Source organism: Panacagrimonas perspica, assembly GCF_004364935.1.
Taxonomy (GTDB): domain Bacteria; phylum Pseudomonadota; class Gammaproteobacteria; order Nevskiales; family Nevskiaceae; genus Panacagrimonas; species Panacagrimonas perspica.
In genome coordinates, this window is the sequence record NZ_SOBT01000008.1 from 2,085,652 (window position 1) to 2,108,733 (window position 23,082).

Genomic DNA, 23,082 nt, shown 5'->3' on the forward strand with positions numbered 1-23,082 from the left:
TTATGCCCACCCGCTCCCCTTGCCCGCTTGCCAGTCGTCCCGTGGACGGCCGCCGGGCCCCGAATCGCAGCCCTGTTCCTTACGAATGTCCAGCCCCGTCAAAGCCCTCACCCTCGGCGTCATCGCGGCGATCGCGGCCATCGCCGGCCTCGTCGTCGCGAACTTCGTGTTCAAGCCCGACCAGCCGGCCGGCGTGCAGATCGCCTCCGGCACCCTGCTGCCCTCCCCGCGCGCGATTCCCGAGTTCGCCCTGACCGGCGGTGGCGGCCAGCCGTTCACCAAGGCCGGCCTGAACGGCCAGTGGAGCGTGATCTTCGTGGGCTTCACGCACTGCCCGGACGTGTGCCCGAACACGCTGGCCAAGCTCAAGGCCGTGCACAGCACGCTCGCCACCCAGAACAAGCCGCTGCAGGTTCTCTTCCTTTCGGTCGATCCGGAGCGCGACACGCCGCCGATCATCGCCAGCTACGTCACCCACTTCGATCCCGCCTTCGTCGGTGCGACGGGACCCAAAGAGGAACTCGACAAGCTGGGCTCCGCGATGGGCTTCATCTACATGAAGAGCCCCGGCGCCACGCCCGAGACTTATTCCATCGACCATTCCTCCGCGCTGATCCTGATCAACCCGCAGGCCCAGGTCGCCGGCTATTTCACGCAGCCGCTGAAGGTCGATGAGCTGGTGGCGGATCTGGGCACCCTGATCGAACCGTCGGGAACGCTCTGATGGCCGTCACTGCCGCCACGCTGTCCGATCGCGCGTTCGCGCTGCTGCAGCTCTGCCTGCCGACGCGCTTCATTTCCTGGCTGGTGTTCAAGCTCACGCGCATCGAGTCGCCGGGTTTCAAGAACGCCTTCATCCGCCGCTTCATGGAAGCCTTCCAGGTGACGCTGGACGAGGCCGAGCACGGCCAGCCGGAGGACTATCGCCACTTCAACGCGTTCTTCACGCGTGCACTGAAAGACGGCGCAAGGCCGCTCGATCCTGATCCGTGCACGCTGATCTCGCCGGTGGACGGCACCGTCAGCCAGCTCGGGACGATCGACGGCGAGCGCATCTTCCAGGCCAAGGGCCAGAGCTTCACGGCGTCCGAGCTGCTCGGTGACGCGGAGCTGGCGCGGCCCTTCATCGGCGGCAGCTTCTGCACGATCTATCTGGCGCCGTACAACTACCACCGCATCCACATGCCGCTGGCGGGCCTGCTGAAGGAATGGCTGCTGGTGCCGGGCCGGCTGTTCAGCGTGAACCCCGCGACCGCGCGCGCGATGCCGCGGCTGTTCGCGCGCAACGAGCGCGTCGTGACGATGTTCGACACCGCGTCCGGCCCGTTCGCGCTGGTCCTGGTCGGCGCGCTCAACGTCGGCAGCATGGAGACCGTCTGGGCCGGGCAGATCACGCCGCCGCATATCCGCAGCGGGCTGGGACGCTGGTCCTCGGGACGCAGGGTCGAGCTCGATCGCGGCGAAGAGATGGGCCGCTTCAACATGGGCTCCACCGTCGTGTTGCTGCTGCCGCCGGGCAAGATCGAGTGGGGAGAGGCCTTCGGACCGTCGGTGACGGTGCGCATGGGTCAGGGGATCGGAAAACTCTTGTAGCGCGGGTGTGGGGACGGGGAGAAACGGATGGATGCGAGCGTCGTCGGGTTCGTGATGATCGTCGTGCTGTACGCATCGGTGGGCGTGCTCGCGGCCACTGGATCTGCGGTCATATCGCGGAAACTGTTCGGTCCGCGCGCCGAGCAACTCTTCTACGCCGGCTTCTTCGTCGCCATCGCCGCGTTCTATCTCGCGTTCACGGCGTACTTTCGCGCCGATGCGGCGTGGCGCCTGGAGACGTACGCGGTCCTCGCCTTCACGGCGCTGGCCGTGATCGGCGCGCGCGTGCCGATGGCCTTGATCATCGGCTACCCGCTGCACGGTCTCTGGGACGGCCTGCACGAACTGCAGGCCCACGGCGGATGGCGTGCGTTCGAACCCGGGCAATCGACGGACGTGCCGCTGGCCTACGGCGTGTTCTGCGCCATGTTCGACTTCTGCATCGCCGGATATTTCTGGACGAGGCGCCAGGCATGGTCGTCGGCCTGGGCACGTCAGGGTCTCGCGACGGCCTAGGACGTCACCTATTCAGGCCGACTGCACGGCCCGATCCAGCACGCCGAGCAGGGCTTCCGGCTCCGGACGCCGCGTGTAGTCCGGGTTGACCTCGGCGTAGACGATCGTGCCGTCCTGCGCGATGACGTAGCGCGCCGGCATCGGCAACGTCCACGACGGATCCTCGTTGAACGCCGGCAGGTCGATCCTGGCGCCCTGGTACAGGTCGCGCAGGTCCTGCGGCAGCGCGAAGCGCAGCCCGAAAGCGGCGCCGACCGCGCCGCCAGCGTCCGACAGGATCGGGAAGCCGACCTGGTTCTGCCGCATCGACTTGCGGCTGTTCGCCGGTGTCTGCGGAGAGATCGCGACGAGGCTCGCGCCCAGGCGTTCGTAAGTCGTCAACAGGGCCTGCAAGGCCTGCAGCTCGAAGTTGCAGTAAGGGCACCAGACGCCGCGATAAAACGTCACGATCAGCGGGCCGCGTGCGAGCCGTTCGGCCGACGAGACCACGTTGCCGTCGGCATCCGGCAAGTCGAACGCAGGCGCGCGGTCGCCGACCTTCCTGGCGAGCGCCGCCGCGCCGGATGCCTTCAACGCCGCGGTGGCGCGATGCATCGTCTCGATGTGCTCGCGCTTCATGTTGTACGGAGGCTTGCCGCCCTCGAAGTCGGACTTGAAGGCGTCGAGCCGGGATTGAAGGGTCACGCTTGCCTCCAGCACACAGGCACCGGACGGAGCGCCATCGCAACAGCGCTCGTGGAGCCCGCAAGGAACTCGTTACCGGCCTTCGGCCGAGGCCATCGGGTCGTAACCCTCGGCCTGGAACTTGCGGTGGAGCTGGCGACGCCGAACACCCATGTTGCCGCCGTCGTACAGCGGGAAGCACAGCGCGTCCTGGATCAGTCCGGACAGCGGGCTCAGGTCGCTGTAGCTGTTCACGCCGACCAGGCGCATCGCGTCGTAGACGACCTGCACGCACAGCTCGGAGGAATAGACCTTGGTCATGATCGCGAGCTCGTCGCTGCGGCGATCGGTGATGTCGAGCTGGTGACAGGCCTTCCAGGTGAGATAGCGCGCCGCCTCGATGCGCATCTTGAGGTCGGCGAGCATGTAGCCCGCGTTCTGGTACTCGATTACCGGCACCGGGCCATTGCGCTTGTCGGTCTTGGCGAACTCGAACGCGATGTCGAACGCGGCGCGCATCACGCCGGTGCAGGCGGCGCCGATCAGCGCCGCCGTCCACGAGAACGCGTGCTGGCAGATCTTGGCGCCGTCGCCGGGCTTGCCCAGGATGTTGCCGGCAGGGACGCGGACGTCGTTGAAGTGGATGCGCGGCGAGGCGACCGCGCGATGACCCGCGGTATCCAGGTAGCTGACGACCTCGAGCCCCTTGGACGAACCCGGCACGACGATGACCGCGAGCGACTCCGCCGGCGGCTTGTTCGGATCGGTGCGGCAGACCACGGTCAGGAGCTGCGCGCCCTTGCCATCCCAACCGCTGCCGTTGGTGGTGAAGTGTTTCTTGCCATTGATGACCCACTCGTCGCCCTCGAGACGGGCGAAGGTCTGCACGCCGGCGGTGGGATCCGGGTTGTCGAAGTTGGCGCTGCCGCCGACCTCGGTGAACGCGAACGAGGCGAGCCGCTCGCCCGGCTTTTCGAGGATCTCGCCGATCCACTTCTTCTTCTGCTCGTGCGTGCCGTAGCCCAGGATCGGCTCCATGCCCAGCCCGGTGCCGAGCAGGGTCGTCGGCACGTTGATGTCCACGGCGCTGAGTTCCTCGGCCGCCAGCGCGAAATCGAGCGCCGACATGCCCCCGCCGCCATATTCCTTCGGGAACAGCGCGTGCACGAAGCCGGCTTGCGCCATCTGCGCATAGAACGGCTGCGTCGCGAAGAATCGCTGCTCGGGACGCGGCAACGGATCGATGACACCTCGAACCTTGGTCAGCACTTCCTTGCCGAAGGCGCGGGCACCGGCCTGCAGGGCCTTCTGTTCGGGGCTGAGCGTGAAATCGATGGCCATGGCGGGCTCCTGTCGTCGGTGGTATGCAGTGTGCTTAAACTTACGCCAGTCGAAGCCTAGCGCTGCATCCGGACGGCCACTCGTCCAATCGCGCACGGCGACTCGACTTTCCGCGCAGCGCGTCCGTACCCACCGGGGGCAGCATGAAGACCTGGGACACCCACCACCTGTCGGCCAACCACCGGTTCGGCTACTGGCGCGACGTGCTGTGCGAGGCCTTCACCGCGCTCGACTCCACGCCGCAGGACCGCACGGATTACCGCAGCACGGTGACGCTGCACGAGCTAGCGGACGTCAACGCGGCGGAACTGTCCTCGTTCTCGCAGCTCGTGACCCGTGGTCGCGAGCAGATCCGTCGGCGCGCCGACGAGTTCTATTTCGCCAACCTGCAGGTCGCCGGCGATTGCGAGGTCGAGCAGGACGGGCGCCGCATTCACGTGAAGCCCGGGAGCTTCTACCTGGTCGATACGACGCGTCCGTACTCGTTGCGCTTCCTCGAAACCTTCCGGACCGTGTCGTTCCGGATTCCGCATCACCAGCTGACGCCGCTGATCGCGGACCCGCGCAAGGCGACGGCGCGCCTCGTGAGTTCATCCAATGCGCTCGGACAACTCGCCACCGCGCATATGGCCGGCGTGCTGCAGTGCGCCCCCACCGCCTCGCCCGCCGTGGCCGCGACGCTCGCCGATACCCTGGCGAGCCTGATCTCGGTCTCCGTGCTCGGCGCCACGCAGGCTACGGATGGCGCTCGCGAGGATGCGCGCCGCGCGTTCCGTGCTTCGATCGTGCATCACGTGAACGCGAACAGCGCGAACCCCGACCTGTCGGTCGCATCCGTGGCGGCGCGCTTTCGCGTTTCGCCGCGCTACGTCCACGACGTGTTCGGCGAACAGTCGTCGTCGTTCGCGCAGACGGTGCTCGAGAACCGGCTCGAGACCGCCGCCCGGCTGCTGCTCGCCGATCCGTCGATCCGCGTCACCGAGGCCGCGCTGCGCAGCGGCTTCGGCGATCTGTCGTACTTCGGCCGCGCGTTCCATCGCCGCTACGGCGTGGCGCCGCGCGAGTGGCGTCGTGATGTGTCGAGCCGCCCGACTTCGCCGGCCGACGACGGCTAGCCGACCTTGGTGACGCTGAACGCCTCCGGCGGGAAATGCACGATTACCGTCCCCGCCCGCGCATCCTCGCGCCGCACCGCCACCTCGAAGGCGTTGGCAATCACCAGTTCGCCCTCGACCTGGTCGGGCGCGTAGTCCGTCGCCCCGATCTTCACGCGATCGCCGAGGCGCGCCTGCGGCAGCGCCAACGGCGCTCCCGGCAGCGGCGGCTGCGATGTTCGGGTTGCCCGGCACAGCTCGACTGCCGCCGCACCGTCCAGCTCGCTGAACGGACCATCACCGAACGCCAGGATCCGATCCGCCCACGCGCATAGTTTCGGAAACGCCTTCAATTCGGCCTTGATGCCGGCGTTGGTGTAGATGAACCAGATCGGGTTGTAGACCGCGAAATCGATCTGCGTCGGCGCGTCGCCGCCCAGAAAGGGCTTCACGCCGAGCTGCGTCTCGATCGTCGCGAAGACAGCCGGCAGTTCAGCGCGCGCGGTCTCGAGATTCGGCCCTGGCAGTGTGCCGCCCTGCGCGAACATCGCGGCACGGTCCTTCAGGAACGTATCGAGCATCCCGGGCGGCAACGCCGAACTGAAGGCGGCGACGCCCTGCGGCTGAAAGAACAGCGCCACCGCGTTGAAGAACAACGTCTGGTCCACCCAGCGCTCGATCATCAGCGTCGCGGCCTCGGCGCCCGGCGGGATCAGCGGGCGCTCCGGCTTCAGGCGGTCGATGACACGGCACATGAGCTTGGTGTCGCAGTACACGTCGTGGCCGACCTGCAGGATCGGCGCCTTGCGATAGCCCCCCGTCAGCGCGATCTGGTCCGGCTTGGGCAGCACCGGCGGCGCCTGCACCGACTGCCAGGCCATCTGCTTGTACCCGAACACCTTGCGCACCTTCTCGGAGAAGGGCGACGCGGCGTAGTGGTGAAAGATGGGCGTGCTGGCGCTCATGCTCGGCTCCTCGTTCTTGTCGGACCGGAAGCATAGCCGCGGCGTCAGGTCGTGTGCCCTAGCCGGCCAGTGCGGACTTCTCGGGCGGCTCTTCGGCGCGGTGCACGCGATGCGGCGGGAAATGGCACAGGAAGGTGCTTCCCTGCCCGAGCTGGCTCTGGATCTCGAGATGGCCTTCGTGGCGTTGCAGCGCGTGCTTGACGATCGACAGGCCCAGCCCGGTACCGCCGCTGGCGCGCGAGCGGCCCACGTCGACGCGATAGAAACGTTCGGTCAGGCGCGGGATGTCGTCGTCGGCGATCCCGATGCCGCTGTCGGTGACGGTGAAATGCGCGCCCTCTTCGTCACCGAACCACCGCACCTCGATACGTCCCTGCGGCGGCGTGTATCGAATGGCATTGGTCACCAGGTTGGAGAAGATGCTCTGCGCCTCGGTCTCGCGACCGAACAGGAACAGCTCGGGATCGATGCTCGCTTCGATCGTGTGCGAACCGAGCGACATCGCCCGCGCCTCCTCGAGCACTCGCGTCAGGACCGACGGCACGTCGAGCACTTCCTGCTTGGCGTCCACGTCGGATTCGAGCTTGGCCAGCTTGAGCATGTCGTTGATCAGCGACTCCATGCGCGTGGACTGCGCACGCATCTCGTTGAGCGGCATCCGCCAGGGCGCGAGCGGACCCGGGCCTCGCGACTCCGGCTCGATCATGTCCAGATAACCGCGCAGCACCGTCAACGGCGTGCGCAGTTCGTGCGAGGCGTTGGCGACGAAATCGCGCCGCGCCGTCTCGAGCCGTCGCAGCTCCGAGACATCACGCACGATCATCAGCCGCTGGTTGTTGCCATACGGGATGATCTTCATCGCGATGCGCACGCCGCGATTGATCGGCGAGGCGACTTCGACCTCACCCAGGTACTCGTTGTCGGTGAAGTACTGCGCGAATTCGGGATTGCGGATCAGGTTGGGAATACGGATGCCGACGTCCTGCTGCCCGCGCAGTCCGAGCATCGCCTGCGCCGCCTTGTTGAACCATGCGATCTCGCCGCGTTCGCCGAGCACGACCGCACCGTCGGGCAGCGCAGCGGTCGACGCCTGGAATTCGGAGACGATCGCAGCGAGTTTCCTCTTGCGCTTGCGATTGCGCTTCTGCAGGTCCAGCAGCTTCTCGAACACATCACCCCAGATGCCGCCGGGTTCGTGCAGTTCGACGTACTTGGGCGCCTCGAGCCACTGGCGCAATGCCCTCAGATGACGAAGCTGGATGCCGAGATAGAGCGTGACAGCGACTGAATATCCAAGCAGGGCATGGTCGAAGAGCCAGCCGACGATGGCACCCGCGAGGCAGATGCCGACGATCTTCGAGACCTCGCGCCGCAGCGCGTGGTGCACCGCCCTGAAGACCGGCACCTTTTCCTTGCCGTCCGGCGGGGTCACCGCCGGCGGCTTTGCCGGCGCGTCGTTCAGAACTTCTCCGAGAAGCGATACCCGGTTCCGCGCACGGTCTGGATCATGTTGTCGAAGCCGAACGGCTGCAGCGCCTTGCGCAGCCTGCGGATGTGCACGTCGACGGTGCGCTCTTCGACGTAGATGTTCTGGCCCCAGACGCGGTCGAGCACCTGCTCACGGGTATAGACGCGCTCGGGGTGGCTGATGAAGAAGTGCAGCAGCCGGTATTCGGTGGGACCCAAGCGGATCGGCTCGCCCTTGGCGCTGACGCGCTGGCTCGCGTGGTCCACTTCCAGGCCCGCCACTTCGAGCTTCTCGTCTTCACCGCCGGGCGTTGCGCGACGCAGCACGGCGTGGATTCGCGCAATCAGCTCAGGAAAGGAGAAAGGCTTGGAGACGTAGTCGTCGCATCCGCTGTTGAGGCCGCGAACCTTGTCCTCTTCCTCGGCACGCGCCGTCAGCATGATGATCGGGATGTCCTTGGTCGTCGCGCTGCCCTTGAGTTCGCGGGCCAGTTCGATTCCCGAGACCCCCGGCATCATCCAGTCCAGCAGGATCAGTTCCGGACGTTCGTCCGCGATGCACATGCGTGCATCGGCGGCGCTCGGCGCCGTGGCCACCCGGAAGTTCGCCCGCTCGAGCGCGAACTTCACCATTTCCCGGATGGAAGCTTCGTCTTCGACGACGAGTACGAGTTTGTCTTGCATGCCCATGACAGAACTTTAAGTCTGGAACATTTCGACCATGTTACAGCGACCCCTGAAAATCCACGCGGATCGAAGAAGACGGCTGTCACGCAAACGACACGAAGCACTCCGCCTCATGCGAGCGGTTCGACCACAGCCGCTTCGGGCGCGACATCCGGCATGCGACGACGGAGCAAAGTGGCGCCGAACAACGTCGACAGCACACCGCAGACTGCCATGATCGCCATCATCGGCAAGCCGGTCTGGCCGTCCCAGAAGCTCACGGCCAGACCCGAGAGCATGCCCACGAAGAACGACAGCGCACCGAGCAGGGCGGACGCGGCGCCCGCGACGCGGCCCTGGTCCGCCATCGCCATCGCGCCGGTGTTGGGGCTGATGACGCCCATGCTCGCGACGAACACGAACAGCCCGGACATGATCAGGGGCAGCGGCACGCCGCCGTGAAGCCCCATCGCCAGCAGCGCGAGTCCGGATGCGGCCGGGAGCCAGAAGCTCTTGCGGAGCACCTCGTTCGGCCGCTGCTTGCGCAGCCACCAGCCGTTGAGCTGGGATGCGGCGATCAGCCCGAACGCGTTGAGCCCGAACACCATCGCGTACTGCTGCTCGCTCAGACCGTACAGCCCCATCAGCACGAACGGCGATCCGGCGATGTACGCGAACATGCCGGCCATGCCGAAAGCGCCCGCCATCACCGGCAACAGCAGACGGCGATCCTTCATCAGCTCGGCGTAGGTGCGCAGACTGGTCCCGATCCGCAGCGGCCGCATATCGGTGCGGCGCAGGGACTCGGTCATGCCGAACCAGATCGCCACCATGCATCCGAGCGCGAACAGCGCCTGGAATACGAAGATCCCGCGCCAGCTCGCCACCACCAGCATCCATCCGCCCAGCATCGGCGCCAGGATCGGCGCAGCGCCCATCACCAGCATCAACGTCGACAGCGCACGCGCCGAGCCCTGGGGATCGAGACGATCGCGAATGACGGCGCGTGACACGACCATGCCGACACCACCGCCCAGCGCCTGCACGAGGCGCCAGAGCGTCAGCTGTTCGATGCTGCCCGAGAGTGCGCAGCCGATGGTGCCGACGAGGTAGATCGCCAGACCTGCGAGCAGTGGCGGGCGACGGCCGAACCGGTCGCTCAGCGGGCCGTACACGAGCTGCCCGATCGCAAGACCCGCCAGGAAGATGGGCAGCGTGCGTTCGACTGCGCCGCGCGGCGTTCCGAGGTCGCCGGCGATCACCAGAAACGCCGGCAGGTACATGTCGATGGACAGCGGACCGATCGCGGTCATCGCCCCCAGCAGCACCAGCCATCCCGGGAAATGCCGCCTCATGCCGTGGGGCGGCTCTCCAGCGCCTTTCCGATCTTCTCCGCCACGTCGCGCGACGGCCCGGCCTGCGCGAGCTGCTCGAGCGCCGCGCGCATGTGCTCGCCCAGCGCGGGCACCAGCCGGCGCCAGCCCAGCAGGCCCTCGACCAGCCTGGCCGCGAGTTGCGGGTTGCCGGCATCGATCTTCGCGAGCTCCGTGGCCAGCAGCCGATACCCGCCCCCGTCCGGCGCATGGAAGCTGCGCAGGTTCTCGCGCATGAAGGTTCCGAGCACGGCACGCGTGCGGTTCGGATTCGGCTTGAAGTCGGGATGCGTCAGCAGCGCGGTCACCCGTTCCAGGCCAGCCGGGCGGGCGGATGCCGCTTCCATGGCGAACCACTTGTCGAGCACCAGCGGCTCGTCGCGGAATCGCAGGTGGAAGGCATCCATCGCCTCTTCGCGCTCGGCGGAATCCGAATCGCGCAGCGCGGCCAGGCCGCCGATGGCCAGACTCATGTTCGGCGAGTGGGCCCTCTCCAGCGCCAGCTTGCGGATACGCGCGGAATTCAGATGCCCGAGATACCACAGCGCCAGATTCGAAAGGCTGCGGCGGGCGCGATTCTCCGGCGACAGATCGGTGGGCATCCAGGCCGCCCACACCGACAGCGGCCCGGTGAGCGCCTGCGCGATCGCGTGGCGCAGGCCGTCGCGGGCACGCGTGACGGCATGCGGATCCAGCGGCTCGATCTGAGCAGCCAGTTCGCTCTCCGCCGGCAGGCGCAGCAGTTCGGCGAGCAGCGCCTTGTCAGCCGGCGGATTCGCCGCCAGCACCTGCAGCGTATGCAGCAGCATTCTCGAATGCTCGCCGGGCTCGCCGTTCATCGTCTCGAACAGCGCATCGAACATCAGGCGCTGCGACGCTTCCCAGCGCAGGAACCCGTCTTCCTCGTTCAGCACCAGCGCGGACAGCGCATCCGGCGTGTAGGCGTATTGCAGCTTCACCGGCGCCGAGAATCCGTGCAGGAAAGCCGGCGTCGGACGCGACTCGATGTTGTCGAACCTCAGCTCGGCTTCGGCCGCTTCCAGCAGGATCAGGTCCGCGCGCGGCATCAACGGCGGCTGTGGCGATAGCTGCAGCAGCTGGCCGTCGTCATCGCGCAGGCTGAAACGCAGAGGGATCGGCAGCACCGTCTTCTGCGCCTGATCATGCGTGGGCGCCGTGTGCTGCCGCAGACGCAGGGTGTAGCGGCCCTCGGCCGCGTCGTATTCGTCGGTGATCTCGACGCTCGGCGTGCCCGACTGCGAGTACCAGCGGCGGAATCCGTCGAGTTTTTGCCCGCTCACGGCCTCCAGCGAGGCGAGCAGATCCTCGACCGTCGCGGCGGTGCCGTCGTGCTGCTTGAGGTAGTGACCGATGCCGGCGACGAACGTCTCTTCGCCGATCACGCTGGCGAGCATGCGCAGGATCTCCGCGCCCTTCTCGTACACGGTCGCGGTGTAGAGATTGTTGACCTCGGCGTAAGCGTCGGGTCGCACCGGATGCGCCGTCGGCCCCGCGTCCTCCGGAAACTGCAGCGCCCGCAAGGTGCGCACGTGTTCGATGCGCGTGACGTCACGCGAGCCCAGGTCCGCGGAAAAGCACTGATCGCGATAGACCGTCAGGCCTTCCTTCAGCGAGAGCTGGAACCAGTCGCGGCAGGTCACGCGATTGCCGGTCCAGTTGTGGAAGTACTCGTGTGCGATCACCGACTCGACGCCGTCGTAGTCGACGTCCGTCGCGGTCTGCGGCGACGCCAGCACGAAGCGCGCGTTGAACAGGTTCAGGCCCTTGTTCTCCATCGCGCCCATGTTGAAGTCGCGCGCGGCGACGACCATGTAGATGTCGAGGTCGTACTCGAGCCCGTAGACCGACTCGTCCCACTGCATCGCCTTGCGCAAGGATTCCATCGCGTGCGCGACGCGGTTCTCGTTGCCGCGATCGACATAGAAGCGCAGTGCGACGTCGCGACCCGACGGCGTGCGGTGGCGGCCTTCGACGCAGGCCAGATCGCCGGCGACCATCGCAAAGAGATAGCAAGGCTTGGGATGCGGGTCTTCCCAGACGGCGTAGTGACGTCCGGGCCCGGCGTCGCCCGACTCGACGCAGTTGCCGTTGGCGAGCAGCACCGGATAGCGGGCCGTCTCGGCCTCCAGCCTCACGCGGAAACGGCTCAGCACGTCGGGGCGATCGAGCGCATAGGTGATGCGCGAAAAACCCTGCGCCTCGCACTGCGTGCAGAGCATCGGTCCCGACCGGTACCAGCCTTCCAGCACGGTGTTCTTTTCGGGGTCGTTGCGCGTCAGCGTGCGCAGCACGAAGGCGTCGGGCACCGCCGGGACGACCAGCTGCTCCGGCTCGATCCGGTAGCCCGAGGGGGCGATCGGCGTGCCGTCGAGTTCGATCGACAGCAATTCGATCCCGCGCCCGTCGAGCACTAGCGACGCAGCCGGATCGGCACCCGGGCGGCGACGCAGGTGGAGCCAGGCTTCGACCGTGGTGAGCGCCTCGACGCTCACGTGCAGCTCAATGCGGTCGAGCAGGAAATCGGACGCTCGGTAATCGCTACGAAGAATCACGCGGACGGGTTTGAAAAGGGGGAATTGGAACGCCGGCTTACCATCAAGCGGAGCGTCTGCATTGTAGGTTGTCAGTAGAGGGTCTGCCCGCTAGCATCCGGCGATTCCGAATTCCCATTACCCCACTCGTATCCACCCGGAGCACCCCATGACCGCTGCCGACATGATCCGCAATCTGCCCAAGGCTTTCGACGCTTCCGCCGCCCAGGGCACGGACTGCACGATCCAGTTCAACTGCTCCACGCCGATGCACGTGATCATCAAGAGCGGGACCTGCACGACCGGCGAAGGCACCGCGGCCAGCTCCGACCTCGCCATCACGATGGAAGACGAAGATCTCGTCGCGCTGATGAAGGGTGAACTCAACGGCATGCAGGCCTTCATGACGGGCAAGCTGCAGGTCGAAGGCGACATGATGCTGGCACAGCGCATGGCCAGCTTCTTCGACTCGTCGAAGGTCTGAGCAAGAGCGGACACAACATGCAGAACCAGACCCCGGGCGGCGACGCCCGGGGTTTTTCTTTGGTGCCCGTCGAAGACGGTCTCGCGCTGCAGGCCGAGCACCGCCCGGACTGGAAGCCGCTGCTGATCGACTGGGCGTCCGTCGAACAGCGCAGCCGCATCCGCGCCGGCCGCAAGCAGCTGCTGGGGCGTGCGGCCGGCCTGCACCTGAAACGTGACGCGTGTGTGCTCGACGCCACCGGCGGTCTGGGCCGCGATGCGTTCACGCTCGCAGCGCTGGGCGCCCACGTCGTGCTGGTCGAACGCCAGCCCCTGGTCGTCGAACTGCTGCGCGATGCCCAGCGCCGCGCCCGCCTGCTGCCGGACCCGCTGCTGGTCGAGGCGGCGGATCGCCTGCGCATCGTCGGTTCCGACGCGCTCGACGTCGGCATCGCGCAGGGCCCGTTCGACGTCGCCTACCTCGACCCGATGTACCCGGACGACGGCAAGACCGCGCTGCCGCAGAAGGAGATGCAGATGCTGCGCGACCTTGCTGGCGACGACCTGGACGCCGATCGCCTGCTCGCCCACGTGCGCACGCTGGCGCCGAGAGTGGCCGTGAAGCGTCCTGTGAAAGCGCCTCCGCTGGCCGGCATGAAACCAAACACCACGCTGGAAGGCACACAGGCGCGTTTCGACCTTTACCTTTCGACCCCGGCCTGATCACACTGCGCCATGCTGCGACTCACGCTCGTCCGCCACGCCAAGTCTTCCTGGGCCGATCCGGGCATGCGGGATTTCGAGCGCCCGCTCAATCCGCGCGGCACCCGCGACGCTCCGGTGATGGCCGTCCGCGTCAGCGAATTGCGCCGCCTGCCCGATCACCTGGTATCGAGCCCCGCCCTTCGCGCGTTCACGACCGCCGGTGTTTTCGCCGACCGGCTGGGATTCAGCGCCGAGGCGATCCGCCTCGAACCGCGCATCTACGAAGCCAGCCGCGAAACCCTGACCGGGATCGTTCGCGAGCTCGATCCGAAATCGCGTCACGCCATGCTGTTCGGCCACAACCCCGGCTTCTCGGAACTCGCACGCTGGCTCGCCACCTGTCCGTTCCATGACATGCCGACCTGCGCCATCGCCAGCCTCGAGCTGCAGATCAGCGACTGGCGGGAACTCGGCCCCGGCTGCGGCAAGCTGGCGCACTACCTGTATCCGAAGGACGGCGCCGACTAGCGTAGCCCGGGTGAAACCCGGGTTTGCCGCTCCGTCGTTCGAGGGGAATCCCGGGTTTCAACCGGGCTACGAGGGTGTCCCCGGCGCGGATTCCTTCTTCTCCCGCGACGCCGGACTGAGCAGCCCCGTCAAAAACGTCGCGATACGCAGCGCCGCCATATCGATCCCCGCGAGCGGCCGCCTGAGCAGCCACTGCACCAGCAGGTGCACGGCCACCAGCACCACGCCGACGAGCACGTAGGCGAACGGGTTCAGCCAGCTCCAGTCGAAGCGCGCGATGTACGGCGGCAGGAACGTCGCCACGAACCCGTTGATGACGAACAGGTCCAGGCTCTTGCGGCCCATGTGCGCGAACACCTCGGCGCCCTTGAACTTCGACAGGCCACGGCTCAGGCAGACCACGCCCAGCGCACCCGCCAGCGAAGTCAGGAAGAACAGCGGCAGGAAGCCGTAATTGCCGCCGAACATCCGCACGCCGAACGGACCGGCCCAGCGCGCGCAGGCGTCGTGCATCGTGTAAGCGCAGCCGCTGTTGAGCGGCGCCAGGAAGTACACCGCGACGAACAGCGGCACGCACAGCCAGGCCGGCCATTTCACCTGCCACTGCGCTAACAGCACGCCGAGCGCGAAGAACGACAGGCCCGGCATCCAGGTACGGAACAGGAACTGGTTGGGCGCATCGAAGTACACGACCACCGCGGTGCCCGCCATGCCGATCAGCACGACGCTCCAGGCGGGCAAGTAACGCAGCAGCACGTAGGCCAGCAGCTGCACGAAGCACAACGCAGTGAGAAACCACAGCACGCCGACCGACCACAGGAAGCCCTGCAGGATCGGGTTGAAGACGGCGACGGCGGCCGTCCAAGGCGAGGTCAGCGCCTCCGGCGCCAGCCCCAGCGAGAAGACCACGACGATCCCCAGCAGGTGCACCACCCAGGCCAGCGCCAGCAGGCGCAGCGAACCGCGCACGACATCCGGCCAGGCCTTCTTCGGCAGTTTCAGGTTCACCGCACCCGAGACCAGGAAGAACAGCATCATGTGGAACGAGTAGATCCACTGCCACTGCGTGAACGCCGATTCCAGAAAGGCCTTGTCCGCAGCGGGTTGCGCCGGGTAGATCGGTTCGAGGAAGTGACCGTAGATCACCAGCGCCATGCCGATGCCGCGTGCGATGTCCCAGGTCGAGTCGCGCGCGGGTGCAGCGGTCTTGGCCTCGCTCATGAAGGTCCTGCTCCCGCGTGTGACATTGGAACGCGGCCGACGCGCGGCTAGATCTTCGCCGCCAGGTAGCGCTTCGCGTTCTCGCGATAGAACTGCGCGTTGAGCTGAAGGTTCTGGATTTCCTGCGGCGACAATTCGCGCACGACCTTGCCGGGCGTTCCCATGATCAGCACGCCATCGGGATAGCTCTTGCGCTCGGGAATCAGCGACCCCGCACCGACCAGGCTGTTCTTGCCGATCTTCGAGCCATTGAGGATCACGGCCTTGATCCCCACCAGCGAGCCTTCGCCGATCTCGCAGCCGTGCAGCATCACCATGTGGCCGATCGTGCAGTTGGCGCCCACGCGCAACTGGAAGCCGACGTCCGTGTGCAGCACCGAGCCGTCCTGGATGTTGCTGCCCTCGCCGACGATGATCTCGTCGCAGTCGCCCCGCAGCACGCAGTTGAACCAGACGCTGGCCTGCGCCTCCAGCGTGACGCGGCCGATCAGGCTCGCGTTCGGCGCCACGAAGTTGTCGCCCTTGAGCAGCGGCGTGCGATTCTCCAGGGTATGGATCATGTCCTTGGGCAACGCATCGAATGAAGGAAGGAAGCTGGACTATGGCCGCGCCCATGAGGCACTCGCAAGCCAGGGCGCTCTGGCTGCTGATCGTGCTGCTGCTCGGCGCGTGCGGTGGCGGTGCGGGCGACGGACATCGACTGACACCGCTGGCCAGCGACGCCCGCATCCTGGCGTTCGGTGACAGCCTGACCTACGGCACCGGTGCCGACAGGCCTCAAAGCTATCCCGCCGTGCTGCAGGACCTGATCGGCCGCACGGTGATCAACGCCGGGATTCCGGGCGAGACCACCGCGCAAGGCCTGGACCGGCTGCCGGATGTCCTCGACGACGCCTCGCCCGCGCTGGTGATCCTGTGCCTGGGCGGCAACGACATGCTGCGCCGGCAGGATCGCGTCCGGATGAAGGAGAACCTGGGCGCGATGATCGCGCTGATCCGCGAGCGGGGAATTCCCGTGGTGCTGCTCGGCGTGCCGGAGCCCAAGCTGTTCGGCCTGACCACCGACCCCGCGTACTTCGAACTCGCCAAGCAATACCAGTTACCGATCGAAGCACTCACGATTCCGGACGTGCTGGGCGACAAGGCCCGCAAATCCGACCAGATCCATCCCAACGCCGCGGGATACGCGGACATGGCCAAAGCGGTGGCCAAGCTGTTACGGGATACGGGGGCGGTTTAGGGGGCGCGCAAACCCAACGCCTCACACCTATGCATCCACACGATTGTTCCTCCCCTGCGCGAGATCGATTCTTCCCTCGCCGACTCTGATCCGCACCTCGCTTCGTCGGCCTCGACAGCAACGCTCCAGGGAGAGACGACGATGAACGACAAGCTGGCAAGCCGCGCACGCGGCCAGGGCATGGTGGAGTACATCATCATCGTGGCGCTGATTGCCCTCGCCGGTATCGCCGCCTTCTCCTTCTTCGGCGGCGCGATCCGCGGACAGACCGCGCAGATGGCGCAGCAGGTGGCCGGGCAGAACGTCACCACCGGCCGCACGGCCGCGCAGACGGCGGCCAACAACGCGCTGACCGAGGGGAACACGGAAGCCAATCTCAACAACTACGTGGATCGCGACAACCCGTGATCCGTGGGAGACCGCCTCCGCACGCCGCATGAACTGATCCGCACCCGGCATCCAGAGGACGTCACGGATGAGCATCGTGCTGCCGTCGTCGCGAGCACAGGCGGGGCAGATCATGCCGATGACGGCGGTCTTCATCGTCGTCGTGCTGCTCGCGCTCTGGGTGATGTACGACTCCGGCGAGTTGATGAGCGACAAGGTCCGGCTGCAGAACACTGCCGACAACGTGGCCTACAGCACCGCGGCACTGGTATCGCGCGACCTGAATTTCATCGCGTACACGAACCGCGGCATGGTGGCCAACCAGATCGGCATCGCGCAGATGGTGGGCCTGAGTTCGTGGGCCGCGAGCATCGAGCAGTTCGCGGTGAACATGAACGAGATCGGCCAGGCGATCCCTTACGTAGGGGCTGTCAGTGGAGCCGCAGAAAGCGCGGCCACGGCGGGCTCCATCGGGATCGATCTGACCGCCGAACGCGTGATCCCGCTCAACGAGCGCGTGATCGAAGGTCTGTCCGACGCGCAACGCATCTTTCACCAGGGATTCGTGCTGCAACTCGCGACGTTTGGTCGCGATATCGCGCGAGGCAACGATCCGGACGCCTATTCGTTGCTGAGCCTCGGCGGCGCCTCGTTGCCGGACGCCAGCTCCGTGATCCGCGACTGGAACCGGCAGATCGGCGAGCAATACCGGTTGCGGCGCGTCACCGACGCCTCCGACGACGGCTCGCTGGACAATCGCCGCTATCGCGACTTCGACAAGGTGGTCCAGGACTCGCGCGACCGCTTCTCGTCAAACCGGAGCTATCGATGGCCGGCGCCGTTCACGGACGACGTCGGCGGCTTTCGATGGCGTACACGCAAGTACGGCGGCACGGAGTTCCTGCGCAGCATCGATCCAGACGATCAGACCTATCGATGGGACTGGGCGGCGATGGAGACCGTGAGTCTCTACGCCGAAATGTATGTGCCGATCAGTGGCTGGGAAACAGCTCCGGGCGTGCCGCGTGAGCTTCCGTTGGCGTGGGGCGCCGCGCACGCGCTCGACCAAAGCCGCAATCCTTCGAGATTCCACGACTATGGCGTGAGCCGCGCGCGGCGCTCCAACAGGCTCTGGGGCAACGGCGCCTGGCGCAACGCCAACGCGGCGCGCCTGCTGCTGACCAGTCCAGCCTACAGCCGTACCGTCGGCGGCAAGGACCACGTCAATCACAACCTGGCGTATGTCGGCGGACTGCGCGAATTCTATGAATTGCGCGATGAGCATTCGCCGGACGGCGGGCCCGCCGTCATCGCGCTGTACGTCAAGGACGAAGAAGACCTCGACTCGCAGAACCGCATCATCGAAAGCGGCGGCGGGACCGTGGCGGGCAACCTGGATACCGATGCTCGCGGCGGCTTGATCGCGGGCCGTATCGGCGCCGTCGCCAAGGCGCAGCCCTACTACGCGCGCCCGACGGATCTCGCGGAGTGGCAGCGGTCGGATCGTCGGGCCGAATTGGGGAATCTTTACAACCCGTACTGGCAACCGCGTCTGGTGGACCTCAGCGACGCGGAGAAGGCTACGGCGACCGCGATCGTTTCCGATGGCCGTCTGGCGGCACGCAAGCCATGAGCGCGATTCCGCAGATCCGGCGCCGACCACGTCATCACGCGCGATGCACGGCCGCCGGCTTTCGTGGCCAGGCGCTCACCGAATTTCTCATCGTCGCCACATTCCTGCTCATGCCGCTCCTGCTGCTGATTCCGGTGATCGCGGGTCTGATTTCCCAGAAGCAGGACGTCGAAATCGCGGCGCGATACGCCGCCTGGGAGCGAACGGCCTGGTATCGCGAGGCAAGCCGCAGCTCCGGCGGCAGCGACACCGTGAAGACCGACGAACAGATCGCACGCGAGATCGATGCGCGGATCTTTTCTGCCGACATCGAGCCGGTCACATCCCCCGCCGGGGAGCCGTCCAGGCTGGATGCGCTCTCCTATCGCCCGCACGACGGCCAGTCGATGCTGTCCGGACGCGGGACGACCTCCGGCGCGCTGACCCAGTACGCCGATCAGCACTCATCGGATTCCACTCCAGGCGGACTTGCCGGCCTCAGTACAGAGACCGCTTCCGTGCTGGGGAGCTTCACCCGCTTCGACCTGAGCGATCGCGGACAGATCGATGCGATCGTGTCGCTCGACATCGTCGACCTGAGGCCCTGGTTCGGGCTGGCGGAGGTCGATCTGGACGCGCTTCGTCTGACGCGCCGCAATCGATTGTTCGTCGAGACCTGGACCGGCGGCGCGAAGCACGACGTGGAGCGCACGATCTCGGGGCTGCTGCCTCAGCAGTTCATCGACAGTTCTGCGGCTCGAAACACCCAGGATTTCGCCGCCTTCGCACCCAGCGCGCGCGAGGTCCGCAGCGATTGGCTGCAGTTTGGCCACGTCGACATCGACCCGCTGCCCGAATATCGCGTCTCGTCCGAGACGCCGCCGCCATGAGCGCGAACGTCTGGCAGCGAATCGGCATCGCCTTGCTGTTGCTGCTGCAGATCGCGCCCGCGCTGGCTGCCGGCCGCTTCGGCGGCATCGAGAACTTCGATCTGCCACGTGGCATGCAGGCGGACAACATCGGCGAATGGATGCGCATCGACGGCATCGAGACGCGCGCCTGGCAGTTCCATTCCACCGACGATGCGGATGCCATCGCCGAACACTTTGGGCGCGAATGGAACGGCCGATTCGTCCGTACAAAAGCCGGGGGCTGGGACATCCTGTCGCATCGCCAGGACGACTGGCTGGCGACGGTGCAGACAGGTCCTGCCGATGCGCTCGGCAACCGCCGCGGCTTCATCGCGATCGCGCATCGGTTCGCGCCACGTGATCCTCCGAGGCCACCTCCGGGCGCCCTGCCCTCGACACAACTGCTGCAGGACATCGAGGCCGAAGACCACGGCCGTCGAAGCCGCACGATGCTGCTGGTCAGCGACCAATCGGCAGCCCGGAACCTCGATTTCTATCGGGCGCACTTCCGCACGGAGGGCTTCGAGCCCTTGGCCGCAGGTGCGCTGACGAGATCTGCCGACGGCGGCGGCATGTCGCTCGTGCGCGGCAACGAGCAACTCGATCTCGCCATCGCGGAACGCGACGGACGCTCGTGGATCGTCATCGTCCAGGTGCTGCCATGAAGGCGCCGGACCTGACCGGCTGGATCCTGCTGGCCGCCGCGATCGGCTTCGGCGTCGGCGCGTATTTCCTGCTCCAGAACTACATGAGCGGCGAAGCGCAGCGCCTGCGCGAGACCGCGCTGCAGTCGCTGGGACCGATGGCGCGCGTGGTCGTCGCGACGCGCAACCTGGAGCCCGGCTCAATCATCAGTCGACAGTCGATGTCGATCGGCGAGATCCCGCAGCGACACCTGCCCGCTCGCGCGGTGCTGCCCGGCGATTTCGCCAGCGTCGAGAGCCGCGTGCTGAGTCGTCCGATGTCGGCCGGCGAACCTCTGCTCGACGATTTCGTCTCGGGATTGACCGTGGAGCGCTTCTCCGACTTGCTGGAGCCGGGAACGCGCGCGATCAGTCTCGAAGTCTCTGCGCTGGAGAGCCATGCCGGACTGCTGCTGCCCGGCGACTACATCGACCTGTTCGTGCTGCTTCCCACCCGGGAGGGCCGGCACGAGAAGAAGCTCGAAGGGCTGATCGAACGGGTCAAGGTACTGGCCGCCGGGCACGAGCCTTTGCGAACCGCGGATCAGCCCTACCAGCCGCTCGAAGCGGACGGTGCGAGCTACAGCCTGATCACCGTCGGCCTGCCCTGGGCAGACGCGGAGCGGACGCTACGCGCCCGGCGCGCCGGCGAGGTCGTCTACCTGCTGCGTCCTGCGGTCGACGAGCAGTTGAGATTCGACGACGCCGGCATCGCGCGATTCGGAGATACGCCGGCCCCCAGCGGATACACCTATTTCTCGAGCGCTGTTCCGCGCGGCGAACGACGCGACATCCGCAAGCCGGCGCCTCAACGCGCCTTCGTCGAGTCCGATGAGACGCCATCCGGCTCTGAAGAGACGCCAATCGAGGTCGGCTGGGACGACGACCCGCTGCCTCTGGACATCCTGTTCAAACAGGTGCCGAAAACGGGCGTTGCGTCGTCCGCAGCGGCGTCCGATCCCCTGCCCGCAGCCGCAACCGTGGTCATCGGCAACGGGCATGAATAGTCGCGCATCGATCTGCCGGCGCACGATGCACCGACTGGCGCCTTGGCTCGTCATCGCCTCCCTGGTTCTCGCTGGCGTCGTGCAGGCGCAACCCGTCAATGGCTTCGGCTCGATCATCGAAATCGAAGACGGCTGGACCGCAACCGTGTTCGTGCGTGGCGTCTCGCGTATCAAGGTCGACGACAACGCGGTTGCGACGGCCACCCTCCGCGAGCGCGGCAACACTCAGGTCTACGGCCGGACACCGGGGCGCACCCGACTCTGGGTCTGGACCGGCGCCGGCGCTCCGCTGGCGTACGACATCCGCGTGCTGCCGACGGGCAGCAAGTCGAACCGCCTCATCGGGATCAGCGATGGTGAGCTCGCGACTCACATCGCACCCTCGGTCGTTCCTTCCGCAGATGGCGCCGCTTCCACCGAACCGCCGATGGACCTGTTCGTCGGTTCGGTATCGACCTTGCAGCTCGGAGAGATCTCGCGGATCGTCGTCGGCAACGACAACATCGTCGAAGCCAGCGTGCTCGACGACGGCAGCCTACTGGTGCTCGGCAAGGCCCAGGGGGCGTCGGAACTGCGGGTGCTCACGGCCGGCGGCGCATCCCACGACTACAGCGTGCGCGTCTACGCGGCGCCGCCGAACGACACCCTGAACCTCGTCCGCTCGACGCTGGATGCGTTTCCCGACGTGCGGGTGCAGTCCAAGCTCGGCCGCATCCTCCTCACCGGAACGGTGGACGCGGCCAGCTTCCAACGCTTCGGCGAGCTGACGGAGCGCTTCCCCAACGTCATCTCGACGGTGACCTCCCAACTCAACATCGCCATCGAGCCGAGCGTGGTGCTCGATGTTTCGGTGCTGGAGATCAATCGCAATTATCAGCGCACCGTCGGCGTTCGCTGGCAGGACACGGCGGCGGGCCCGGCCGTGGGCATCGTCGGCAATTTCCTGCCTCATAGCCGCGTGGGCGCGGTATCGGATTTCGGAGACCAGACCGAAAAGCTCGAAGGCCTGCTGTCGCTGGTCGGATCGGGCACGCAGCGACTGAGCGGCTATCTCGGCATCACGTCGATCATCGGCTCCGAACTCCAGCTGCTGCAGGAAGAAGGCCATGCCCGCGTGCTGGCCGCGCCCAGCCTGTCGACCGTCAGCGGCGAGGAAGCCACGTTCCTCGCCGGTGGCGACTTCCCGGTGGCGATCCTCAACGAGTTCGGCCAGCCGGTCGTCGAGTTCCGCGAATTCGGCGTGCAGCTCAAGATCCAACCCTTCGTCGATCGCAGTCTCAACATCCGCTCGAAGATCACCGCCGAGGTGAGCTCCATCGACTTCTCGGTGCAGGTCAACGGCGTGCCCGGCCTGCTGCGTCGCAAGACGACCTCGACGATCACCGCGCGTCCAGGCGAGACCGTGATCCTCTCGGGTCTGCTCGACGCCCGCGACACCCGCAATGCCGACAAGGTGCCGGGCCTTGCCAACCTTCCGATCATCGGACAGCTCTTCCGCTCCGACGATTTCATCAAGCAGCGAACCGAGCTGGTGGTGACGGTGACGCCTCGCGTGCAGCAGCCGAATGCGCCGGTCGCCGAGGGCCTGCGCGCAGCCGATCGGTACCTGCGCAAGGACCTGCTCACCGGCAGCAAGGATCTGGACAAGGCGCTGATCCAGTAGGACGAGGAGTTCGGCACATGGCGAAGAACGTCACAGGTGGTCGCGAACGAAGCCGGATCGCAGGTCGAGGCTCGGCGATCGTCGAGTACGTCGTCACCACCAGCATGACGCTGGGCGCACTGCTGCTGCCCATGGGCGCCGACAACCACAGCGCGTTGCAACGACTGATCGAGGCGATCCAGCGGGAGCACGCCGGTTATCTCTACGCGGCCAGCGTTCCCAGCCTGCCGCGGGGAAGTCTTGCCGGCAGCGATGTCGCAGCGGGGTATGACGGCGGCTCGGGCGATGTCCCCGATGGCGAGCCTTCTGCCGGCGATCCCTCGGACCCCGCTCCCGCGCTGGACAACGGCAATGGCGAGAACAGCGACGCCGATACCCCGGGTGAAAGCGGGGGCGATGCCGGAAGCGCGGACACAGAGGACCCCGATGACGT

23 protein-coding genes are annotated in these 23,082 nt (G+C 66.6%); 14 read left to right on the forward strand and 9 right to left on the reverse strand.

All coding sequences use genetic code 11. The annotated features are described in order from the left end of the window. Window positions 1–85: 85 nt before the first annotated feature. From DFR24_RS09455 to DFR24_RS09465, 3 genes are read left to right on the forward strand one after another with little or no spacing between them, the layout of a single operon-like run. Entirely contained in the window at window positions 86–724 is a 639-nt protein-coding gene (locus DFR24_RS09455) for an SCO family protein (RefSeq protein WP_133881013.1), read from the forward strand. 20 nt (window positions 725–744) lie between these two features. After that, window positions 745–1,593, forward strand: a complete 849-nt coding sequence (gene asd, locus DFR24_RS09460) for an archaetidylserine decarboxylase (protein ID WP_133881548.1) — start codon at window positions 745–747, stop codon at window positions 1,591–1,593. Window positions 1,594–1,620: 27 nt separating this feature from the next. Further along, complete coding sequence (locus DFR24_RS09465) at window positions 1,621–2,109, forward strand: DUF6010 family protein (protein WP_133881014.1); 489 nt, start codon at window positions 1,621–1,623, stop codon at window positions 2,107–2,109. Between the two features lie 12 nt (window positions 2,110–2,121). On the opposite strand, the gene DFR24_RS09470 is transcribed toward DFR24_RS09465, so the two are convergent. Both DFR24_RS09470 and DFR24_RS09475 read right to left on the reverse strand, forming a co-directional pair. Continuing rightward, window positions 2,122–2,793 carry a peroxiredoxin-like family protein gene (locus tag DFR24_RS09470; RefSeq protein ID WP_133881015.1) on the reverse strand — a complete coding sequence of 224 codons (672 nt, stop codon included), beginning with the start codon at window positions 2,791–2,793 and terminating at the stop codon, window positions 2,122–2,124. Between the two features lie 72 nt (window positions 2,794–2,865). Next, window positions 2,866–4,113, reverse strand: coding sequence for an acyl-CoA dehydrogenase family protein (locus tag DFR24_RS09475; RefSeq protein ID WP_133881016.1), 1,248 nt, complete (start codon window positions 4,111–4,113; stop codon window positions 2,866–2,868). A 143-nt stretch (window positions 4,114–4,256) separates the two neighbouring features. Here DFR24_RS09475 and DFR24_RS09480 point away from each other — a divergent pair, with 143 nt between their 5' ends. Further along, on the forward strand, window positions 4,257–5,228 hold the full coding sequence (locus DFR24_RS09480; protein ID WP_133881017.1) for an AraC-like ligand-binding domain-containing protein: 972 nt from the start codon (window positions 4,257–4,259) through the stop codon (window positions 5,226–5,228). Here DFR24_RS09480 and DFR24_RS09485 read toward each other — a convergent pair. From DFR24_RS09485 to pepN, 5 genes are all read right to left on the reverse strand, one after another. After that, complete coding sequence (locus DFR24_RS09485) at window positions 5,225–6,172, reverse strand: glutathione S-transferase family protein (RefSeq protein ID WP_133881018.1); 948 nt, start codon at window positions 6,170–6,172, stop codon at window positions 5,225–5,227. The two genes, DFR24_RS09480 and DFR24_RS09485, sit on opposite strands and share 4 nt — an antisense overlap. Before the next feature lie 58 nt (window positions 6,173–6,230). Continuing rightward, window positions 6,231–7,604 carry a phosphate regulon sensor histidine kinase PhoR gene (phoR, locus tag DFR24_RS09490; protein WP_281280148.1) on the reverse strand — a complete coding sequence of 458 codons (1,374 nt, stop codon included), beginning with the start codon at window positions 7,602–7,604 and terminating at the stop codon, window positions 6,231–6,233. Window positions 7,605–7,630: 26 nt separating this feature from the next. After that, window positions 7,631–8,323, reverse strand: coding sequence for a phosphate regulon transcriptional regulator PhoB (gene phoB, locus DFR24_RS09495; protein ID WP_133881020.1), 693 nt, complete (start codon window positions 8,321–8,323; stop codon window positions 7,631–7,633). A 113-nt stretch (window positions 8,324–8,436) separates the two neighbouring features. Then, entirely contained in the window at window positions 8,437–9,660 is a 1,224-nt protein-coding gene (locus tag DFR24_RS09500; protein ID WP_133881021.1) for a multidrug effflux MFS transporter, read from the reverse strand. Beyond that, window positions 9,657–12,251, reverse strand: coding sequence for an aminopeptidase N (gene pepN, locus DFR24_RS09505; RefSeq protein ID WP_133881022.1), 2,595 nt, complete (start codon window positions 12,249–12,251; stop codon window positions 9,657–9,659). The genes DFR24_RS09500 and pepN overlap by 4 nt, the downstream gene beginning before the upstream one ends. A gap of 148 nt (window positions 12,252–12,399) precedes the next feature. On the opposite strand from pepN, the gene DFR24_RS09510 reads away from it, so the two are divergent. The 3 genes from DFR24_RS09510 to DFR24_RS09520 are packed head-to-tail and all read left to right on the forward strand — an operon-like array spanning window position 12,400 to window position 13,925. Then, the gene (locus tag DFR24_RS09510) at window positions 12,400–12,714 is read left to right on the forward strand and encodes an SCP2 sterol-binding domain-containing protein (RefSeq protein WP_133881023.1); all 315 of its coding nucleotides are present in this window, start codon (window positions 12,400–12,402) and stop codon (window positions 12,712–12,714) included. A gap of 17 nt (window positions 12,715–12,731) precedes the next feature. Continuing rightward, window positions 12,732–13,415, forward strand: coding sequence for a class I SAM-dependent methyltransferase (locus tag DFR24_RS09515; RefSeq protein ID WP_133881024.1), 684 nt, complete (start codon window positions 12,732–12,734; stop codon window positions 13,413–13,415). A gap of 12 nt (window positions 13,416–13,427) precedes the next feature. Beyond that, complete coding sequence (locus tag DFR24_RS09520; protein WP_133881025.1) at window positions 13,428–13,925, forward strand: SixA phosphatase family protein; 498 nt, start codon at window positions 13,428–13,430, stop codon at window positions 13,923–13,925. A gap of 66 nt (window positions 13,926–13,991) precedes the next feature. On the opposite strand, the gene DFR24_RS09525 is transcribed toward DFR24_RS09520, so the two are convergent. Both DFR24_RS09525 and DFR24_RS09530 read right to left on the reverse strand, forming a co-directional pair. Then, the gene (locus DFR24_RS09525; protein WP_133881026.1) at window positions 13,992–15,146 is read right to left on the reverse strand and encodes an acyltransferase family protein; all 1,155 of its coding nucleotides are present in this window, start codon (window positions 15,144–15,146) and stop codon (window positions 13,992–13,994) included. A 47-nt stretch (window positions 15,147–15,193) separates the two neighbouring features. Next, complete coding sequence (locus DFR24_RS09530; protein WP_133881027.1) at window positions 15,194–15,706, reverse strand: gamma carbonic anhydrase family protein; 513 nt, start codon at window positions 15,704–15,706, stop codon at window positions 15,194–15,196. Window positions 15,707–15,759: 53 nt separating this feature from the next. Between DFR24_RS09530 and DFR24_RS09535 the strand changes: the two genes are divergently transcribed. From DFR24_RS09535 to DFR24_RS09565, 7 genes are all read left to right on the forward strand, one after another. After that, window positions 15,760–16,386, forward strand: coding sequence for an arylesterase (locus tag DFR24_RS09535; protein WP_210772290.1), 627 nt, complete (start codon window positions 15,760–15,762; stop codon window positions 16,384–16,386). Between the two features lie 141 nt (window positions 16,387–16,527). Next, complete coding sequence (locus DFR24_RS09540; RefSeq protein WP_133881029.1) at window positions 16,528–16,794, forward strand: hypothetical protein; 267 nt, start codon at window positions 16,528–16,530, stop codon at window positions 16,792–16,794. 67 nt (window positions 16,795–16,861) lie between these two features. Continuing rightward, the gene (locus tag DFR24_RS09545; RefSeq protein WP_133881030.1) at window positions 16,862–18,406 is read left to right on the forward strand and encodes a Tad domain-containing protein; all 1,545 of its coding nucleotides are present in this window, start codon (window positions 16,862–16,864) and stop codon (window positions 18,404–18,406) included. After that, complete coding sequence (locus DFR24_RS09550; protein ID WP_133881031.1) at window positions 18,403–19,275, forward strand: hypothetical protein; 873 nt, start codon at window positions 18,403–18,405, stop codon at window positions 19,273–19,275. The genes DFR24_RS09545 and DFR24_RS09550 overlap by 4 nt, the downstream gene beginning before the upstream one ends. After that, window positions 19,272–19,961: a hypothetical protein gene (locus DFR24_RS09555; protein ID WP_133881032.1), complete on the forward strand. Its 690-nt coding sequence runs from the start codon at window positions 19,272–19,274 to the stop codon at window positions 19,959–19,961. Before DFR24_RS09550 ends, DFR24_RS09555 begins: the two co-directional genes overlap by 4 nt. Next, on the forward strand, window positions 19,958–20,986 hold the full coding sequence (gene cpaB, locus DFR24_RS09560; RefSeq protein WP_133881033.1) for a Flp pilus assembly protein CpaB: 1,029 nt from the start codon (window positions 19,958–19,960) through the stop codon (window positions 20,984–20,986). Before DFR24_RS09555 ends, cpaB begins: the two co-directional genes overlap by 4 nt. Beyond that, entirely contained in the window at window positions 20,979–22,649 is a 1,671-nt protein-coding gene (locus DFR24_RS09565) for a type II and III secretion system protein family protein (RefSeq protein WP_162851123.1), read from the forward strand. The genes cpaB and DFR24_RS09565 overlap by 8 nt, the downstream gene beginning before the upstream one ends. The last annotated feature ends 433 nt before the right edge of the window (window positions 22,650–23,082 follow it).

Excerpts from the sequence above, each read along its gene's own strand:
- DFR24_RS09525 (WP_133881026.1), bottom strand. The coding sequence starts at position 15,146 with ATGAGCGAGGCCAAGACCGCTGCACCCGCGCGCGACTCGACCTGGGAC.
- DFR24_RS09520 (WP_133881025.1), top strand. The coding sequence starts at position 13,428 with ATGCTGCGACTCACGCTCGTCCGCCACGCCAAGTCTTCCTGGGCCGAT.
- DFR24_RS09485 (WP_133881018.1), bottom strand. The coding sequence starts at position 6,172 with ATGAGCGCCAGCACGCCCATCTTTCACCACTACGCCGCGTCGCCCTTC.
- DFR24_RS09555 (WP_133881032.1), top strand. The coding sequence starts at position 19,272 with ATGAGCGCGAACGTCTGGCAGCGAATCGGCATCGCCTTGCTGTTGCTG.
- DFR24_RS09455 (WP_133881013.1), top strand. The coding sequence starts at position 86 with ATGTCCAGCCCCGTCAAAGCCCTCACCCTCGGCGTCATCGCGGCGATC.
- DFR24_RS09540 (WP_133881029.1), top strand. The coding sequence starts at position 16,528 with ATGAACGACAAGCTGGCAAGCCGCGCACGCGGCCAGGGCATGGTGGAG.
- DFR24_RS09530 (WP_133881027.1), bottom strand. The coding sequence starts at position 15,706 with ATGATCCATACCCTGGAGAATCGCACGCCGCTGCTCAAGGGCGACAAC.
- DFR24_RS09500 (WP_133881021.1), bottom strand. The coding sequence starts at position 9,660 with ATGAGGCGGCATTTCCCGGGATGGCTGGTGCTGCTGGGGGCGATGACC.
- cpaB (WP_133881033.1), top strand. The coding sequence starts at position 19,958 with ATGAAGGCGCCGGACCTGACCGGCTGGATCCTGCTGGCCGCCGCGATC.
- DFR24_RS09475 (WP_133881016.1), bottom strand. The coding sequence starts at position 4,113 with ATGGCCATCGATTTCACGCTCAGCCCCGAACAGAAGGCCCTGCAGGCC.
- DFR24_RS09565 (WP_162851123.1), top strand. The coding sequence starts at position 20,979 with ATGAATAGTCGCGCATCGATCTGCCGGCGCACGATGCACCGACTGGCG.
- phoB (WP_133881020.1), bottom strand. The coding sequence starts at position 8,323 with ATGCAAGACAAACTCGTACTCGTCGTCGAAGACGAAGCTTCCATCCGG.
- DFR24_RS09545 (WP_133881030.1), top strand. The coding sequence starts at position 16,862 with ATGAGCATCGTGCTGCCGTCGTCGCGAGCACAGGCGGGGCAGATCATG.
- DFR24_RS09510 (WP_133881023.1), top strand. The coding sequence starts at position 12,400 with ATGACCGCTGCCGACATGATCCGCAATCTGCCCAAGGCTTTCGACGCT.
- DFR24_RS09480 (WP_133881017.1), top strand. The coding sequence starts at position 4,257 with ATGAAGACCTGGGACACCCACCACCTGTCGGCCAACCACCGGTTCGGC.
- DFR24_RS09550 (WP_133881031.1), top strand. The coding sequence starts at position 18,403 with ATGAGCGCGATTCCGCAGATCCGGCGCCGACCACGTCATCACGCGCGA.
- DFR24_RS09535 (WP_210772290.1), top strand. The coding sequence starts at position 15,760 with ATGAGGCACTCGCAAGCCAGGGCGCTCTGGCTGCTGATCGTGCTGCTG.
- DFR24_RS09465 (WP_133881014.1), top strand. The coding sequence starts at position 1,621 with ATGGATGCGAGCGTCGTCGGGTTCGTGATGATCGTCGTGCTGTACGCA.
- DFR24_RS09515 (WP_133881024.1), top strand. The coding sequence starts at position 12,732 with ATGCAGAACCAGACCCCGGGCGGCGACGCCCGGGGTTTTTCTTTGGTG.